We start from the raw sequence: 16801 nt of genomic DNA on the forward strand, positions 1-16801 counted from the left end.
TTTTAAAATGAAACGTTTACTCCCAGGTTTACTGAACGTGAAACTGGGTATGCTCCTCTATCAACTCCGATTTCCAGGTTGGCTTGTTGTTGGTTGGTGTAGTTTGATAAATTGATCTCAGGGTCTAAACCAGAATAATCAGTAATCGTAATCAGGTTCTTTCCTTGCAAGAAAAATCTAATCTTATCTAACTTCAATTTTTCACTAATCGCATCTCCCAAGGTATATCCGACAGCTATGTTTTTTAATCTTACATAAGATCCATCTTCGATATAGTAGGATGATCCCACAGACTCATCTGCACTAAGCGTAAATGCTGGCAAAGTACCTCCTGGATTTGTTGGAGACCATGAGTTTCTGATATAGTCTAAACTTCTAGCTCCTTCAAAATTTGAGAAATCTGTCCAGAATCTAGTTAGATTATAAATATCATTTCCTTGAGATCCTTGGAAAAGCATTGATAAGTCGAAATTCTTATACGTAGCATCGAAATTAATTCCGTAAGTGAAATCAGGATGCGGGCTTCCGATAATATCTCTGGCATCTCCAGTAATAATAGCTCTACCCGTATTTGGGTCTATTCCTTCCCAAGTAAATCCAACAAATGAAGAAATAGGCTCACCTGCTAATGTATTGGTTGTTTCGAATCTAGTTTGTGATCCTAAATTTGGATTTGCAATTACTTGATCCAAGTTACTTTCATCTAAGAAGTCTACTTCGTTCTTATAGTGAGACACGTTAAGACCTACCGAATACGTAAAAGCTCTTTCAGGATTACTTGAATACGAAATTCCAAGATCAAATCCTCTATTCGTCATCTGACCAAAGTTCCTAAAGATAGAACCAATAGTATTACCAAACACGGTAGGATCTACTGGTACTGCCAATAACATATCTTCGGTTACGGCTTCGTACACGTCTAAATCAACACTTAATACATTGTTGAACAACGTAGCTGCAATACCAATGTTGGTTGTGGTTGTGGTCTCCCAGGTAAGATCTGGATCTCCTATATTGGATAAGAAAAATCCAGTATTTCCATTATAGTTATAAAAGTTCAGGTTCGAAGCAAAAGATGTGATTCCTCTAAACGCAGGAATCGAGTTGTTTCCTACTTGTCCCCAGCTAAACTTTAATAATAAATTATCAACTATGGGAGAGTCCTCAAGGAAATTCTCTCCTGATAATCTCCATCCTAAACTAAATGCAGGGAAAACAGCATCTTGATTACCTCCTTCAAAAAGTGAAGATTGATCTTGACGCACGGTAGCACTTACTAAGTATTTATCGTCATATGCATAATCCACTTTTCCGAAAACAGAAAAACTAGAAGATTTTGACTGTCCACTACCTACTGTTTGCACACCTGTACCTGCACTAATGAAGGTGAAATCAGGATCATCCTGTAAGAAATTTGTTACCTGAGCAAAGAATTGTTCGAATCGGTTCTTTTTAAATTCCGTACCTACGAAAGCATCTACACTATGCACACCATTAAAGATCTTTTTGTACTGTAAAATATTGTACCAGTTCGTATTAAAAATATCTGTAGATGTTTCTCTTAACAAGTTTACTTGTCTCGCTGCAGAATTTTCAAAATCTACAGGTCTAAAGAATGAAAATTTAGTAGCTGTTAAATCTGCAGTAAATGTGGTTTTTAACGATAGTCCATCAAAAATGTCTACTTCGGCATAGATAGAACCTAAGGCTCTAATGGTTTCTGTAGGGTTTTCTGCATTTCGATCTGCTTGCCCAATTGGGTTTGAAGCATTACCAACCCCTCCAATACCAGCAGTACCTGCATAATTTCCTTGAATATCAAAAACAGGAATTAAAGGGTTACTACGATATAAGGATGCGATTTGTCCTTCATTATTTTGGTTACTTGAACTCCCTACAGGGTCAATAATTCCGATTCTTTCTGAATACGATACGTTTACAGACTCTCCTAATCTAAGATGGTCAGTGATATCAAATTCAGAGTTTACTCTTAGGTTATATCTTTCAAAACTAGTAGCACGTCCTACCCCTTCTTGATCTAATAAACCAAGTCCTACGTACAACTTCGAATTTTCTCCTCCTCCAGTAGCAGAAATATTATGTTGTTGTACAAATGCAGTATCAAAAAATGCATCAAACCAATCGGTTCCTGCCTGATTTGCTCTAGTAATTCTATTATTTGGAAAACTATACGTACTCTCATCAAGTGTTCCCACAAAACCTTCAGGAAGAATGTAATCCGGAAGTACTGGATTAGGTCCTGTACCATATTGTGGATGAGAAAGTGCCAAACCATCATTTGATAAAGCTTGCCAGCGTGCATCTGCAATTTGTTGTGGTGTAGCAAACTCTGGAAATACAGATTCCGGAATAAAATCAACACCTGTTAATGCACTATAGTTAAAAGAAACTTTATTGTTCTTGTTTCCGTTTTTTGTCGTAATTACGATAACACCGTTTGCAGCACCAATACCGTAAATAGAAGCTGCTGCTGCATCTTTAAGAACCTGAATCGATTTGATATCATTAGGGTTTAAATCATTTAAACCTTGTCCTGTTTGTACCCCGTCGATTACATATAATGGATCATTACCATTAATAGTACCATATCCACGAATTCTTACCGCCGAGTTTCCTCCTGGTCCACCTTCAACACCAACAGTAACCCCCGCTGCTTGTCCTTGTAGTGCCTGCTCTAAACTAGCAGGAGTAGTAGCTGCAATAGCTTCAGACTCTACTATAGTTACCGATCCTGTAATACTTCTTGCACTTTGTGTTGTATATCCTGTTACGATTACTTCACTAAGTTCACTAGCATCTTCTAGCAAGGTAACATCCATTGAAGATTGACCTGCAAATGTTAGTTCTTTGGTTACAAAACCAATATATGAAAAGACTAAAATATCACCACTAGAAACTTCTAGTGTGTATTTTCCGTCAAAATCAGTTTGTGTACCTGTCGAAGTTCCTTTTACCAATACATTTACCCCTGGTAAAGGAGATCCGTCTGATGTACTTACCGTTCCAGAAATTGAAGTCTGAACAGTAAGCGCGTCTGAAAACGTTTTCGTAATTGGCTCAATTTTTTGCCTTGATATGACAATTTGCCGATCAATAACTTTGTATACCAGACCTGTTTGCGTTAATGCTTTATCCAGTATTTCGTTTACTGTAGATCTTTTTAGATTAAGCGTTACTTTATGATCCTTTTTTAATACGTCGTCCTTGTAGAAAAATATAAACTCACTTTGAGAATGTATCTGCTCGAACAGATCTTCCAAAGTTGCGTTTTCGACGTTAATAGTAAGCTTTGTTTGTGAGTAAGAGTTATATGCGTATGCACTCGATAGCCCCAGACACAAGAATAAAATAAAAACCCTCATAATGGTTAATAAAAAATTGTATGTCTTCTTTTTGGATAAAAAAGAGTGACAGTTAGCTTTTTTATTCATAATTTTGTTTTTTATGCGTTAAGTATTGCTTTACGCAATACAAGATGACTCTGGTCAGAAAATGTTGCCGCATTTTCTGACTTTTTTATGAAGTAAATAAAATGGAGGTGGTGGTTCTGTTATTTCATATATTTTCTGTTTAGTTAATTACAATTTTACCGTTCTCTTTTTCATATTTTAAATCAGTGGTTTCCTTAATGATTTCGATCACTTTCTCGATACTATCTTTTAAATCCAAATGTCCAGAGAAAGTCTCATTCTTAAGATCCTCATCATTGATAACAATCTGTACATTATAAAATCTGGATAGTTTCTTTACAATCCCCGAAAGACGTTCTTTTTTGAAAATGAACTTCCCTTCTCTCCAAGACATATATTTTGCAACATCTACATTACTGCTTCTTATCGTCTTGTTCTTATGACTATAAACAGCTAATGTTCCTGGCTTGATTTTTATTTTAGAATTTCCAAAAATAGAATTTGAAGTGTATTTGATTTCTACGCTTCCACGTTCTAGAGCTGTACTAGTATAGGAATCATCTTCATAACTACTTACGTTAAACACTGTTCCTAAAACCTTAATATCATAATCATTAGTCAATACATAGAACGGTTTTTTCTGGTTGTGTCTAACATCAAAAATCGCTTCTCCCGTTAAGTGCACTTCTCTTTTATTTCCAACAAATGCAACCGGATATGTAAGTTTAGATCCAGAGTTCAACCATACTTTGGTTCCGTCTGATAAGGTAAGTTTTGTTCTTTTCCCATAAGGCACCAATATCGTATTATAACTTTCTTTGGCTACTTGCGCTACCTTCTCAGAACTATTGATATTCACTTGATCTCCAGTACTCGAGTATTCGATATTAGATTCTTTTTCCTGTATATTGATTTCTTTGTTGTCGTGTAATACAAGTTTCACATCTCCTTCTTGAATCAAATTCACCTTATTGGCATCCACATAATTTTTGATTTTCGAAGTCTTTGTGAATTTATTCTGGTAGACTATCGACAGCAATAACACTGAAATCATTGCCGCCGCCATACCAAAAAAATAGGTCACCTTCCTTTTTTTCCTTTTGCGATTATGTTCAACAATGGAGGTATTTATCCTAGATTTTAAAAATTCCTTTTCTTTTTCCGTTAACATCTTTATGATATTATATAATTACAATATTTCTTTATCAACACGTTTTTTAATTCGACGCAACCCATCATTCTGATACATAACGAATTGATCTTATACATACTAAAGCACTCATATCAAAAAACATAGACAAAAATCTAATATTATTTTTTTGATTGGCTATACTTCTATTTCACTTCGGAGTTTTTTTACTGCTCTGTAGATAAGAGTTCTTACGGATTCGATAGAAATCCCAAGGATAGCAGCTATTTCTTCGTAAGACTTTTTTTCATCAAATTTGAGGGACAATCCTTCTCTTTGCCTACTAGATAGGGAGGTTAAGGCCAAAGAAAGTTTAGCACTGATTTCTGCAGATTTTTCAGATTGTATAATAGATTCTTCGACAGAACTATTCATAGATACTATTTCTTTTCTATTCTCGTCTGCCGAAAAAAGTTTAATTTTTGACTTGAACTTTTTATTAATCTTACGTTTTAAAGATTTAAAAAGGTAGAATTTCACATTATCTACATCAGATAATTTCTTTCTATACTTGTAGATATCCACAAACAAATCATGGATACAATCCATAACATGATCTTTGTCGTTGGTATGTTGTGTCCCAAATGCATACAACGTATCTATATATTTATCATAAAGTGAATTAAAGGCTTCTAAATCTCCTTGTTTAACTTTAGACCATAATATAGCATCAACATTTGTAACGACTTGCATTTGAACGAATTTGTGTAATTTATGAATTCCTTAAAAATATAACCTCATTAGTACCTTTTCAAGATTAATTTAACATTTTTTTTATATATAAATATAATCAAAAACGTTTATATCTCTTTTTCTAAAACGATTTTTTTGACCAAATTTCCTACAGAAATTTCAAACTCCCCACTTTCTGCGATCCACTGGTTATTTTCATCTACAAATTTGAGATCATCTACATTGATTGTAAACGAAACGGTCTTAACTTCTCCTGGTTGAAGTTCAATCTTACTGAACCTTTTCAATGATTTTACTTCTGGAGTAATACTCGCATAAAGATCTGTGATATACAATTGCACCACTTCCTTTCCTTTTCTCTCTCCAGTATTTTGTACATCTACGCTCACTTTTACAGCATCTCCTTTTTTGAAGAAAACCTTATCAAAACTCAAATTTTTATATTCAAAAGTGGTGTAGGACAATCCAAAACCAAACTCCCACTGTGGATTATAGCTTCTTTGATAATCTGCATCATCATTTTGTTCACTATCCCCAAGGCTTTCAGTATACTTACGATTGTACTTTTGTAAAGCGCTGGTATATCGCGGGTAATTGTACGGTAACTTTCCGCTTGGATTTACATCTCCGTAAACCACATCAACCAAGGCTTTTGCACCTTCATTTCCTGGAAGATAGCACTGTAACACTCCGTCCATATCCTTTTCAAACTGGCTGATAATTCTTGGTCTTCCTTCATTAAGTACCAAAATGATTGGTTTATTCAGTTTACTCAATGCTTCAGCCAATTTTACTTGTGGTTCTGTAATTACCAAATCATCAATATCTCCTGGAGTTTCCGTATAATTATGTTCACCCAAACACAACACGATATAATCTGCTTGTTTTGCCAGAGCAACCGATTTGGCAATATCTATTTCTTCAAAAATGGATACCCCTGGAGCATATAATACATTTTCTTGCCCCAGTTTCTTTTCAAAAGCCTGTTTAATATTCAGGTTATCTTTAGCGTATTGATCACTCTTCTCCCCTTGCCATGTATAAGACCAACCACCATTTAGATGTTTCATGCTATTTGCGGTTGGTCCTGTAACCAATACTTTCTTTTCTTTGGATAATGGTAAAACATTCTCCTTATTTTTTAATAACGTAATAGACTCTGAAGCTGCAATGTATGCCAAGGCCGAAGAAGAGGCTGTACCAAAATCCGGATAATCTTCAGGATTAGTAACTGGTGTTCTAAATAAATCTAATTCATATTTTACTCTTAATATTCTTCGTACTGCATCATCAATTCGAGCCATTGGTATTTCTCCATCACTAACCAAAGAGAATAATTCTTCATAAAACGTATAGTCTTCAGGAACCATACTCATATCAATACCTGCCATTACAGATTTTTTTACAGCTTCTCTCATGGTTGCTGCTACTTTATGACGAGTATGTAAATAAATAATATCTTTCCAATCGGTAACCACGAATCCTTTGAAGTTAAGTTCCCCTTTTAAAATATCAGTAATAATTCTTTTACTAGCATGAACTGGTGTCCCGTTGATCTCCCCAGAACTGATCATTACACTTTTGGCTCCGGCTTCTACACTCTTTTCGTATATCGGTAAATCGTATTGTCTCAACACTCGTTCTGGTATGATACTCGGCGTTCTATCCTTACCTGTTGTTGGACTACCATATCCTATATAATGTTTAATACAAGCTGCAACCTTGTTGGCATCCCCAATATCATCTCCTTGAAATCCTTTTACCATGGCTACTCCCATTTCGGAAGATAAATAAGAATCCTCTCCAAAAGATTCCCAAAGTCTTGACCATGCTGGGTTTCTAGGTAAGTCCAAATCTGGAGAAAATACCCATGGGATCGAAGAAGCTCTTGTTTCATATGCAGAAACCGCCGTACATTTCTCAACCAATTCTGGATCCCATGTTGCTGCCATACCAATCTGCTGGGGAAACAAAATGGCACCAGCGGTATAACTGGCTCCGTGTATAGCATCAATGCCATATATCACAGGGATCTTATTATCGGTTTTATTCGTCTCTTCTAGAATTTCGTTCAATACTTCATACCACCGTTGTGGTGTAGGTGCACCAGGGTTAGGTACATTTAATATAGAACCTATTTTATATTTATGGATAGCTTCTCTCAGCTTCTCTTTATCCAAAACACCTGGAGATCCGCTCTTCTCTAAAGCAGTAACCGTGATTTGAGTCATCTGACCTATTTTCTCTTCTAGGGTCATTTTTGACATCAATTCTGCTACTTTTTTATCTATTGGATCTGAAATTTCTTCTTTTTCTTTGAAGGCACAAGAGGAAAATAATGCTATTCCATAAATCATAATTAGGAAAGTGACGGTTCTCATATCAATATAAAATTTATTTCTCAGATACTATTATACAGAGAACCCAATTTACGATGCATAGACAAAAAAAATTAAGTTTTTTTTAAGGAGTCCAAAAAAATAACTTAAAATTTTACGTATTTAACAAAATAAGCCGGATCCTAACTAGCAGAATCCGGCTTATTTTTATGTGTCAAAATGCTTATTTACTTAGATACATCTTTCTACGTGAGTACAAATCATAGAACTGATCATCTTTAAGATCATCAATAAATAAAATACTCTCTCCAGTACTTTTCATTTCTGGTCCTAACTTCTTATTTACGTTAGGGAATTTATTGAAAGAGAATACCGGTTGCTTGATCGCATATCCATTTAAATGTGGTTTGAAATCAAAATCAGTTACTTTCTTTTCTCCAAGCATTACTTTGGTTGCATAATTTACATATGGCTCTCCGTAAGCTTTTGCAATAAACGGAACCGTTCTAGAAGCCCTTGGGTTGGCCTCGATGATATATACTTTATCATCTTTGATCGCAAACTGGATGTTAATCAATCCAACTGTATTCAACTCAAGTGCAATCTTTTTGGTATGATCCTTAATTTGTTGCATCACAAATTCTCCTAAATTAAAAGGAGGCAATGTAGCATTAGAATCTCCAGAGTGAATACCACAAGGCTCGATATGCTCCATGATACCAATAATATATACATTCTCTCCATCACAGATCGCATCAGCTTCGGCTTCTATCGCGCCATCCAAATAATGATCCAATAACAACTTATTGTTTGGTATTTTACGTAACAAGTCAACTACATGCTCTTCTAACTCTTGCTTGTTGATCACGATTTTCATCCCTTGTCCTCCTAGTACATATGAAGGTCTTACCAGAATCGGGAAATTTAATCGATCTGCCACTGCTAGGGCTTCGTCTGCTGTTTCTGCAGTATCAAATTCTGGATAAGGAATTCCATTTTCTTTTAATAAGGTCGAGAAACTTCCTCTGTCCTCTGCCAAATCAAGGGATTGGTAGCTTGTACCGATAATCTTGATTCCGTAACGATCCAACTTCTCTGCAAGTTTAAGAGCTGTTTGCCCTCCTAACTGCACAATAACACCTTCTGGCTTTTCGTGTCTTATGATATCGTAGATATGTTCCCAGAAAACTGGTTCGAAGTATAGCTTATCAGCAGTATCAAAATCTGTAGAAACCGTTTCTGGATTACAGTTGATCATGATCGTCTCATATCCACACTCTGCAGAAGCTAATACCCCATGCACACAACAATAGTCAAACTCGATTCCTTGTCCAATTCGGTTAGGACCAGAACCCAATACTACAATTTTCTTTCTATCGGTTACTACACTCTCATTATGCACAGACACTACCCCTTCTGGTGTTTCTATTTCTTCTTCAAAAGTAGAATAGAAATAAGGTGTTTCTGCTCTAAACTCTGCTGCACAGGTATCTACAAGCTTATATACTCGTTTGATCCCCAACTCTTCTCTTTTGTTATACACTTCACTTTCGTAGCAACCTACCATATGTGCAATTTGTCTATCTGCAAATCCTTTTTGTTTTGCTTCTAAAATCAAATCTTTGGTAAGTGACTGTATCGTGTAGGTAGAAATCTCCTTTTCAAGATTATGCAGTTCTTCATATTGTTTCAAGAACCACATATCTATTTTGGTAATCTCATGGATTCTACTCAATGGAATCCCCATTTGGATAGCATCATAGATCACAAATACTCTATCCCAGCTGGCATAGGTAAGCTTTTCTATAATCTGATCGTAATTCTTATACCCCTTACCATCGGCTCCCAAACCATTTCGCTTGATCTCTAGAGACTGTGTAGCTTTATGCAACGCTTCCTGGAAAGATCTACCAATAGCCATTACTTCTCCCACAGCTTTCATCTGTAATCCTAGCGTTCTGTCTGATCCTTCAAATTTATCAAAGTTCCAACGTGGTATTTTAACGATGACATAATCCAAAGTAGGCTCAAATAATGCCGAAGTAGATTTTGTAATTTGATTATCCAACTCATCTAAGTTGTAACCGATCGCTAATTTGGCTGCTACTTTTGCAATAGGGTATCCAGTAGCTTTTGATGCCAATGCAGAAGATCTGGATACTCTTGGATTAATTTCGATTGCAATTATTTCTTCTTTATCATCAGGGCTAACAGCAAACTGTACGTTACATCCTCCCGCAAACTCCCCAATGCTACGCATCATATGAATTGCCATATCACGCATCTTTTGGAAGGTCTTGTCACTTAATGTCATTGCTGGCGCAACGGTGATCGAATCTCCGGTATGAATCCCCATTGGATCCATGTTTTCTATCGTACAGATAATAACTACATTGTCATTATTATCACGCAGTAACTCTAATTCGTATTCTTTCCATCCGATCAAGGCCTTATCGATCATTACCTCGTGGATTGGCGAAGTTTCTAATCCCCTAGTCAACAATTCATCAAAATCTTCTTCTTTATATACAAAAGAAGCTCCGGCTCCTCCTAAAGTATAGGAAGCTCTAATAACCAATGGAAATCCGAACTCCTGAGCAATTTCTTTACCTTTCAAATAAGAGTTAGCAGTTGCCTGAGGCGCCATTCCGATTCCTATCTTGAGCATTAACTCTCTAAACTGCTCTCTATCCTCGGTAATATTGATGGCGTCGATATCTACACCAATGATCTCAACATTGAAATCTTTCCATATCCCTTTCTCATCTGCTTCGATACACAGGTTAAGCGCAGTTTGACCACCCATCGTAGGCAATACCGCATCTATCTGAGGGTGTTCTTTTAAGATTTCAATAATCGATTTCGTATTCAAAGGTTTAAGGTATATGTGATCCGCCATAGATGGATCAGTCATAATCGTTGCAGGATTCGAATTGATCAAAATCGTTTCAATTCCATCTTCTCTTAATGAACGCAATGCTTGCGATCCTGAATAATCAAATTCACAAGCTTGCCCAATTACAATCGGTCCAGATCCGATAATCAATATACTCTTAAGGTCTTCTCTTTTTGGCATGTACTTAAAATTGTGTTGTATATATTATTTTTTTCTAGCAGATATAAAAAAAGGCGTTACCGATAAAGTAACACCTTTAATATTTTAAACTACGCATTCTCATTAATGCTTATGTCTTAATTCTGAAGAGACAGATAATTTCTTTCTTCCTTTGGCTCTTCTTCTAGCCAATACCTTTCTACCATTTACAGAAGCCATACGCTCTCTGAAACCGTGTTTATTTTTTCTCTTTCTTTTCGATGGTTGAAACGTTCTTTTCATTACTATCTATCTTTATAAAATCTTCTTGAATACCTTATTTTGAATCTTTCGGATATCTCTACCCAAAACTGCGGGCAAATATACGAAGACTTTTTACTTTGACAAACCTAAATATCAAAATATTTTTATTTGTTTTTATTACCTTTGCCGCGACTTACAAAATAACACATTTTCAATGTTCAATAAAAATATAAAATTAGTAATAGCAGCTCTAATTATTGGTGCTGGCGTATGGCAAATCATAGAAGGATACACGGGTAATGGAATCATGCTAATTTTATTATCACTGGTTTTTGTGTTTTTATACTTTAAAAACGAAATGATTTTGCTTGCTTTTTTAAGACTGCGCAAACAAGATTTTGATGGTGCAAAAAAATGGCTAGACAAAATAAAAAATCCAGAAGTTGCCCTTACTACAAAGCAACAAGGATACTATAATTATCTTTTAGGGATCATGCTATCCCAAACCAATATCACACAAGCCGAAAAATATTTAAAGAAAGCGGTTAAGCTAGGGCTATCAATGAATCAAGATTTGGCCGTAGCAAAACTTAACCTTGCTGGTATCGCAATGACCAAAAGAAGAAAGAGAGAAGCACAAACTTTGCTTACTGAAGCCAAAAAATTGGATAAGCATGGTATGCTTAAAGATCAGATTGCGATGATGAAACAGCAAATGAAGAAAATTTAGGCACACTAATTGTTTACTATATTACGTTATGTAATAAGTCTTGTATAGCTTTATTGTTGAAAACCTTAAAGTAGGGAGCATTAGTTTTTATAACAAAAAAGCTTATTTTTAAGGACTTTATAGTACATTAGCTATTGTAATTATTTTAGAATGAGAAAATTATTAATTCTAGGAATACTCTTCTCTTTTTGTAGTAATGTATTTGCGCAAGAAGAAGTAAGAATCCCCTTTTCTGTCGCTATTTCTGCTCATATCGTCAAGTATAATCAAAAGATGGATGAAGCCTATAGACAAAACGACTTAGAGCGGGCCACCTTTTTATTTGATTCTTTGGTTACCAATCATCTTAATGGAACCTATATGGATGACTTTACCTTTAACACTATTAAGGAGGAGCCTATCACTTTCAAAGAATACGAAAAACCCATATTTTTAATTACATATGCCGCATGGTGTGTTCCTGGAATTGGAGAAATCCCTGCACTTAATGATTTAGCAGATAGATTTCATGATCAGATTGATTTTGTTGTATTGTTTTGGGACACCAAAGAAAACTTAAAAGACAAAAGCGACGACTATAGCAAGAACATCCAAATGGTTTATGTCGACGAAAAGACAAACCAGGACTCGTATATCGTAAATAAGCTTAAACACGCACTAGGATTCCCGATGATGTATTTTTTGGATGAAGAAAAAAAATTATTGAATATTCAGAAAATAGAAACACATCACTCTAGCGAAACCTTGAGTAATTCTTATAACATTCATTTCAATTCCCTGTCTAAGGGAGTATCTCTTATCATTGCTGACCTTGATAGAAAAGGTCTACTTAAGGATGACACAGACACTGAAGCACTTAAAGAAAAAGAAGCCGAAGATGAAGAAGTGGGTGAAGATGGCAGAACTGCCGAAGAAAGAAGAATCGACGAAGAGTACGAAAAATACAAAAGAGAAAAAGATTCGTTGCGAAACCTGTTAAGAGACAAAAACTAATATTGAGTTCGCTACTTTCCCAAAATCATTTTTAGAGCTACTAGTAAAAGCACACCCCCAAATATTTTTTTGAGCAAAACTTGATTGATAGATATCGCAAGTTTACTGCCTAGGTATCCACCTACAATAAAGGTAATAGCAATAATACCGGCATATTTCCAGTTGACATGTCCTTCTTGATAATAGTTATAGGCAGCCAATAAGGTAACTGGTACTGCAAGTACAGCCAAACTTGTCCCTTGTGCTTCATGTTGCGAAAAATTCAACCACAGCAACATTAACGGAATCATCACTACGCTTCCGCCAATACCTAAAGTTCCACTAAAAAAACCAGCTAATAATCCGATTAGCACCAAAGAGACTAGCACACTTATATTCATGATTGTAATATATAAGCAGCTAACTTACTTAAAAAACTTGTAAAATGGGAGATTTAATTACTGTCCGGTACCTACATTATAATATCCGTCTCTAGGAATTTTTATAAAATACTCCTTACCTGTGGTATTATTCAAGTGGGTTTCTCTTAACCAAGGATTATGCAATTTTAAAATCTTATAATTGATATCGTGTATTTTGGCAAACTCATTGAAATCAGTAATAGGCTCATCCACAAACACATTAAACGTAGGAATATGCTTATACAAATCTTCGTCATTGAAGTTGAATCCATATTTCTTCGGGTTACTTAAAATCTCTTTTACCGCTACAATTCTAAACACATAACGTCCTGTCTCCTCACCTAACAATAAATCATAGTAAGATCCAGCATCTTGTCTATCTAACTGTCTATTGATCCCTGCACGACCTGCATTGTAGGCTGCAGCAGCCAACGTCCAGGATCCAAACTTTTCTTTAGCACTCTTTAGATATTTACAAGCTACTTCTGTAGATTTTTCGATATGATAACGCTCATCTACATTTTGATTTACCTCTAACCCATATTCTTTTGCAGTTCCTTTCAATAACTGCCAAAAACCAGTTGCTCTAGCTGGCGATACCGCTTGCGTCAAGCTACTCTCAATAACAGCAAGGTATTTGAAATCATCAGGAACTCCGTTTTCTTTCAGAATAGGTTCTATAACAGGAAAATATTTGTTGGCACGTTTAAAAAGTAACAACCCATTAGATTGCCAGTAGGTATTTACCAACAACTCTCTATCCATACGCTCTCGGATATCCGGGTTATCGATAGGAACTAATTCTCCAGCAAAATTCAGATTATCAGGCATTGGGATAGCGTAAACATTGTAGTCGTTTACCAAATTATCCTCAAGCTGTTCTTGTACAGGGGTCTTTTGAGGTTCTTCCTGCGTTGCATTTACAAGAATACTGAAAACAAACAGCACTCCTAAAAAAACTAATACTTTTTTTATCATCTTCATCTCTAAGTAGGTTTTATTTTATTGGGGAAATAAAATTTAGATTACAATATAACGTAAAAAGTTAGACTAATGCAAGTTATCCCCGATTATTTCAGGTAAATGTTTATTAAACCATCTCGCCCTATTTACAATCATTACATGCGTCCCCTGATCAACCGTTATGCAATTTTTGATATTCGCTATCGGAAAAACAATATCCTTATCCCCATGGATATGAATTAGATCCTCTGGAGCTTCCTCTTGCTCCCAGCAAACCATATTCTTGATCGCCCAGTCCAAGTATCCTTTATCATTCACTGATAAATAGCGTTGATACATCGCTGCTCGTTTTTTGGCAAAATCTCCAAAAGCCAGTTTTTCCCAATTATCAATTTTAGAAACCACTGAAGTCGGCAACAACTTATACAGTCCGGTTTTACGAGCGATTTTCATTCGCTTTGGCAATTCATCTTTACTCTTTACACTAGAAACGATAATAAGTTTTTTAAGTTGCAAATATTTACTCATTTCCTGAACAATCACCCCTCCAAACGAAACCCCTAGCAATACGGCGTCTTTATGTTTGATTTCTTCGCACATACGTTGCGCATAATCCGCAATAGATTCTTCCTTATTTGGGATTTTCCAAGGGATGGTGTAGGTCTTAAAATGTGCTTCTGGCAGACGTATATGTTCAAAAATCGAAACATCGGCAGCCATTCCTGGCACAAAATAAACATGGGTAACTTCCTGCGACATAGGTATTTTAACAGTACTATTAAAGTTTAAAGCTCTAATTTTCTTATCTTTGCAACTCAAAATTATAGTATTCCCCCTTTAGATAAAAGGAAATACATCAATAATTTTTTATTGAAACAGGGAATGTAAACTAACAAATCTTAGTTAGGCATCAACAAAATAATTACTGAACCTATCAAGTTTCGGATATGGTTTTGCGTGTTGCTTTCGGATGTTAGTCAGTTAATCAAGGGGGTTACCCCATAAGTAAAACTTATTTACCTCATAATTAAAAAACAATATGGAGAACTTGAGTGATGTTGGATTAGAAGTTATTGACAATGAATTTCTAAGACAATTTGAGACTACAATTGAAGGTCAGAAAGCGACCATCGAGTACGCCCAACAGGAAAGAAAAATTTTCCTGACAAAACTCATCATGAGCGAAGAACTAGTAAAGAAAGGATTTGAGGAAGATTTTATCGTTGCTGTTTTCAACATTATCGAAGATCGCAACATAAGATTGGTCCCCACAAGCCCTACGATTGCGAAATTTATGCGGAAAAATAGAAGGAAATACAAAAATTTATTACCCGTAGGAATAAACATATAGTCTTACAACGTATATAGAATAAAAAAAATCTGCAATTACTTGCAGATTTTTTTTGTTTATGCTTCTTGTATTTTTTCGGGTTCTGGCACAAAATCAAATCGCACCATCCCATCATCATCAATTTTTGTCAACACCACCCGATGTAAGGTATTTACATAAGCCGGATTCCATGGCATTTTTACCTTTACGTAGTTTTCGGTAAAGCCGTGGATATAACCTTCCTTATTTTCAGATTCAAACAATACTGTTCGTTCTGTCCCTATCTGACTTTCATAAAATGCTCTTCGTTTCTTCACAGATAAACCACGTAACATTTTACTTCTCTTTTTACGCACATCCATAGGCACTACACCATCCAAATCAGCTGCAATTGTATTGTCCCTTTCAGAATAGGTAAACACGTGCAAGTAAGAGATATCTAATTGCGACAAGAAATTATAGGTATCCAGGAAATGATCATCAGTTTCTCCAGGAAATCCAACAATCACATCTACCCCAATACAGGCATGTGGCATTACTTCTTTGATTTTTGTCACTCGATCCACATACAGATCACTCAAATACCTGCGGCGCATCAATTTCAAAATCTCATCATTACCGGATTGCAACGGAATATGAAAATGCGGCACAAAGGTTCTGGATTGGGATACAAAATCTATAGTTTCGTTTTTCAGCAAATTTGGTTCAATAGATGAAATTCGTAATCGCTCTATACCTTCAACCTGATCCAAGGCTTGTACCAATTCAAAAAAGGTATGCTCATGTTTTTTGTTCCCAAACTCCCCTTTACCGTAATCCCCAATATTAACACCAGTAAGTACGATTTCTTTGATTCCTTGTTCAGATATTTCTTTGGCGTTTTTCAACACATTAGACAAGGTATCACTACGCGATATTCCTCGTGCTAGAGGAATCGTACAATAGGTACACTTATAATCGCAACCGTCTTGCACTTTCAAAAACGCACGAGTTCTATCCCCGATCGAGTAACTCCCTACATAAAAATCAGCTTCTTCGATCTCACAAGAATGTACTTGCCCGAAATCATTTTTAGACAGATCATTGATGTAATCAGTAATCTTAAACTTTTCTGTCGCTCCCAGTACCAAATCCACTCCATCTACCGCAGCCAGTTGTTCCGGCTTTAATTGCGCATAACATCCTACAGCAGCCACAAACGCATCTGGGTTTACTTTTTGTGCTTGTTTTACGATAGTTTTAAATCGCTTATCCGCATTTTCGGTTACCGAACAGGTATTGATCACATAAATATCTGCATGCTCTGCAAAATCCACACGATCAAAACCTTCGTCTACAAAACTTCGGGCAATAGTCGATGTTTCTGAAAAATTCAGTTTACATCCCAACGTATAAAAAGCAACTTTTTTTCTCATAAAACCAGCTGTCGTTTTC

13 protein-coding genes are annotated in these 16801 nt (G+C 35.8%); 3 read left to right on the plus strand and 10 right to left on the minus strand.

All coding sequences use genetic code 11. The annotated features are described in order from the left end of the window. Nucleotides 1–2: 2 nt before the first annotated feature. The 6 genes from ACXAGJ_RS15910 to rpmH all read right to left on the minus strand — a co-directional run bounded on the left by ACXAGJ_RS15910 (nucleotide 3) and on the right by rpmH (nucleotide 10989). Nucleotides 3–3452, minus strand: coding sequence for a TonB-dependent receptor (locus ACXAGJ_RS15910; protein WP_474841129.1), 3450 nt, complete (start codon nucleotides 3450–3452; stop codon nucleotides 3–5). Nucleotides 3453–3591: 139 nt separating this feature from the next. After that, a complete protein-coding gene (locus ACXAGJ_RS15915; protein ID WP_474841130.1) occupies nucleotides 3592–4602 on the minus strand; it encodes a FecR family protein in 1011 nt (336 codons plus the stop codon). A gap of 156 nt (nucleotides 4603–4758) precedes the next feature. Continuing rightward, the gene (locus ACXAGJ_RS15920) at nucleotides 4759–5313 is read right to left on the minus strand and encodes an RNA polymerase sigma factor (RefSeq protein WP_073314529.1); all 555 of its coding nucleotides are present in this window, start codon (nucleotides 5311–5313) and stop codon (nucleotides 4759–4761) included. A gap of 107 nt (nucleotides 5314–5420) precedes the next feature. Further along, nucleotides 5421–7694 carry a glycoside hydrolase family 3 N-terminal domain-containing protein gene (locus tag ACXAGJ_RS15925; protein ID WP_474841131.1) on the minus strand — a complete coding sequence of 758 codons (2274 nt, stop codon included), beginning with the start codon at nucleotides 7692–7694 and terminating at the stop codon, nucleotides 5421–5423. 181 nt (nucleotides 7695–7875) lie between these two features. Then, nucleotides 7876–10728: a carbamoyl-phosphate synthase large subunit gene (carB, locus tag ACXAGJ_RS15930; protein ID WP_474841132.1), complete on the minus strand. Its 2853-nt coding sequence runs from the start codon at nucleotides 10726–10728 to the stop codon at nucleotides 7876–7878. A gap of 102 nt (nucleotides 10729–10830) precedes the next feature. Continuing rightward, complete coding sequence (gene rpmH / locus ACXAGJ_RS15935) at nucleotides 10831–10989, minus strand: 50S ribosomal protein L34 (protein WP_073314535.1); 159 nt, start codon at nucleotides 10987–10989, stop codon at nucleotides 10831–10833. Between the two features lie 175 nt (nucleotides 10990–11164). Between rpmH and ACXAGJ_RS15940 the strand changes: the two genes are divergently transcribed. Together ACXAGJ_RS15940 and ACXAGJ_RS15945 are read left to right on the plus strand one after the other, a co-directional pair. Further along, on the plus strand, nucleotides 11165–11680 hold the full coding sequence (locus tag ACXAGJ_RS15940) for a tetratricopeptide repeat protein (RefSeq protein ID WP_073314537.1): 516 nt from the start codon (nucleotides 11165–11167) through the stop codon (nucleotides 11678–11680). Nucleotides 11681–11830: 150 nt separating this feature from the next. Then, the gene (locus tag ACXAGJ_RS15945) at nucleotides 11831–12673 is read left to right on the plus strand and encodes a TlpA family protein disulfide reductase (RefSeq protein ID WP_474841133.1); all 843 of its coding nucleotides are present in this window, start codon (nucleotides 11831–11833) and stop codon (nucleotides 12671–12673) included. An 11-nt stretch (nucleotides 12674–12684) separates the two neighbouring features. Here ACXAGJ_RS15945 and ACXAGJ_RS15950 read toward each other — a convergent pair whose 3' ends face one another. The 3 genes from ACXAGJ_RS15950 to ACXAGJ_RS15960 form a co-directional block, all read right to left on the minus strand. Then, on the minus strand, nucleotides 12685–13053 hold the full coding sequence (locus ACXAGJ_RS15950; protein WP_474841134.1) for a sulfite exporter TauE/SafE family protein: 369 nt from the start codon (nucleotides 13051–13053) through the stop codon (nucleotides 12685–12687). 57 nt (nucleotides 13054–13110) lie between these two features. Beyond that, complete coding sequence (locus ACXAGJ_RS15955; protein WP_474841135.1) at nucleotides 13111–14058, minus strand: lytic transglycosylase domain-containing protein; 948 nt, start codon at nucleotides 14056–14058, stop codon at nucleotides 13111–13113. Between the two features lie 66 nt (nucleotides 14059–14124). Next, nucleotides 14125–14796 carry an alpha/beta fold hydrolase gene (locus ACXAGJ_RS15960; RefSeq protein WP_474841136.1) on the minus strand — a complete coding sequence of 224 codons (672 nt, stop codon included), beginning with the start codon at nucleotides 14794–14796 and terminating at the stop codon, nucleotides 14125–14127. A gap of 280 nt (nucleotides 14797–15076) precedes the next feature. Here ACXAGJ_RS15960 and ACXAGJ_RS15965 point away from each other — a divergent pair, with 280 nt between their 5' ends. Beyond that, a complete protein-coding gene (locus ACXAGJ_RS15965) occupies nucleotides 15077–15388 on the plus strand; it encodes an N-acetyltransferase (protein ID WP_474841137.1) in 312 nt (103 codons plus the stop codon). Between the two features lie 56 nt (nucleotides 15389–15444). Here ACXAGJ_RS15965 and mtaB read toward each other — a convergent pair whose 3' ends face one another. Beyond that, nucleotides 15445–16782, minus strand: a complete 1338-nt coding sequence (gene mtaB / locus ACXAGJ_RS15970) for a tRNA (N(6)-L-threonylcarbamoyladenosine(37)-C(2))-methylthiotransferase MtaB (RefSeq protein WP_474841138.1) — start codon at nucleotides 16780–16782, stop codon at nucleotides 15445–15447. Between the last annotated feature and the right edge of the window lie 19 nt (nucleotides 16783–16801).

This window comes from Aquimarina sp. AWH4_224 (assembly GCF_056160245.1).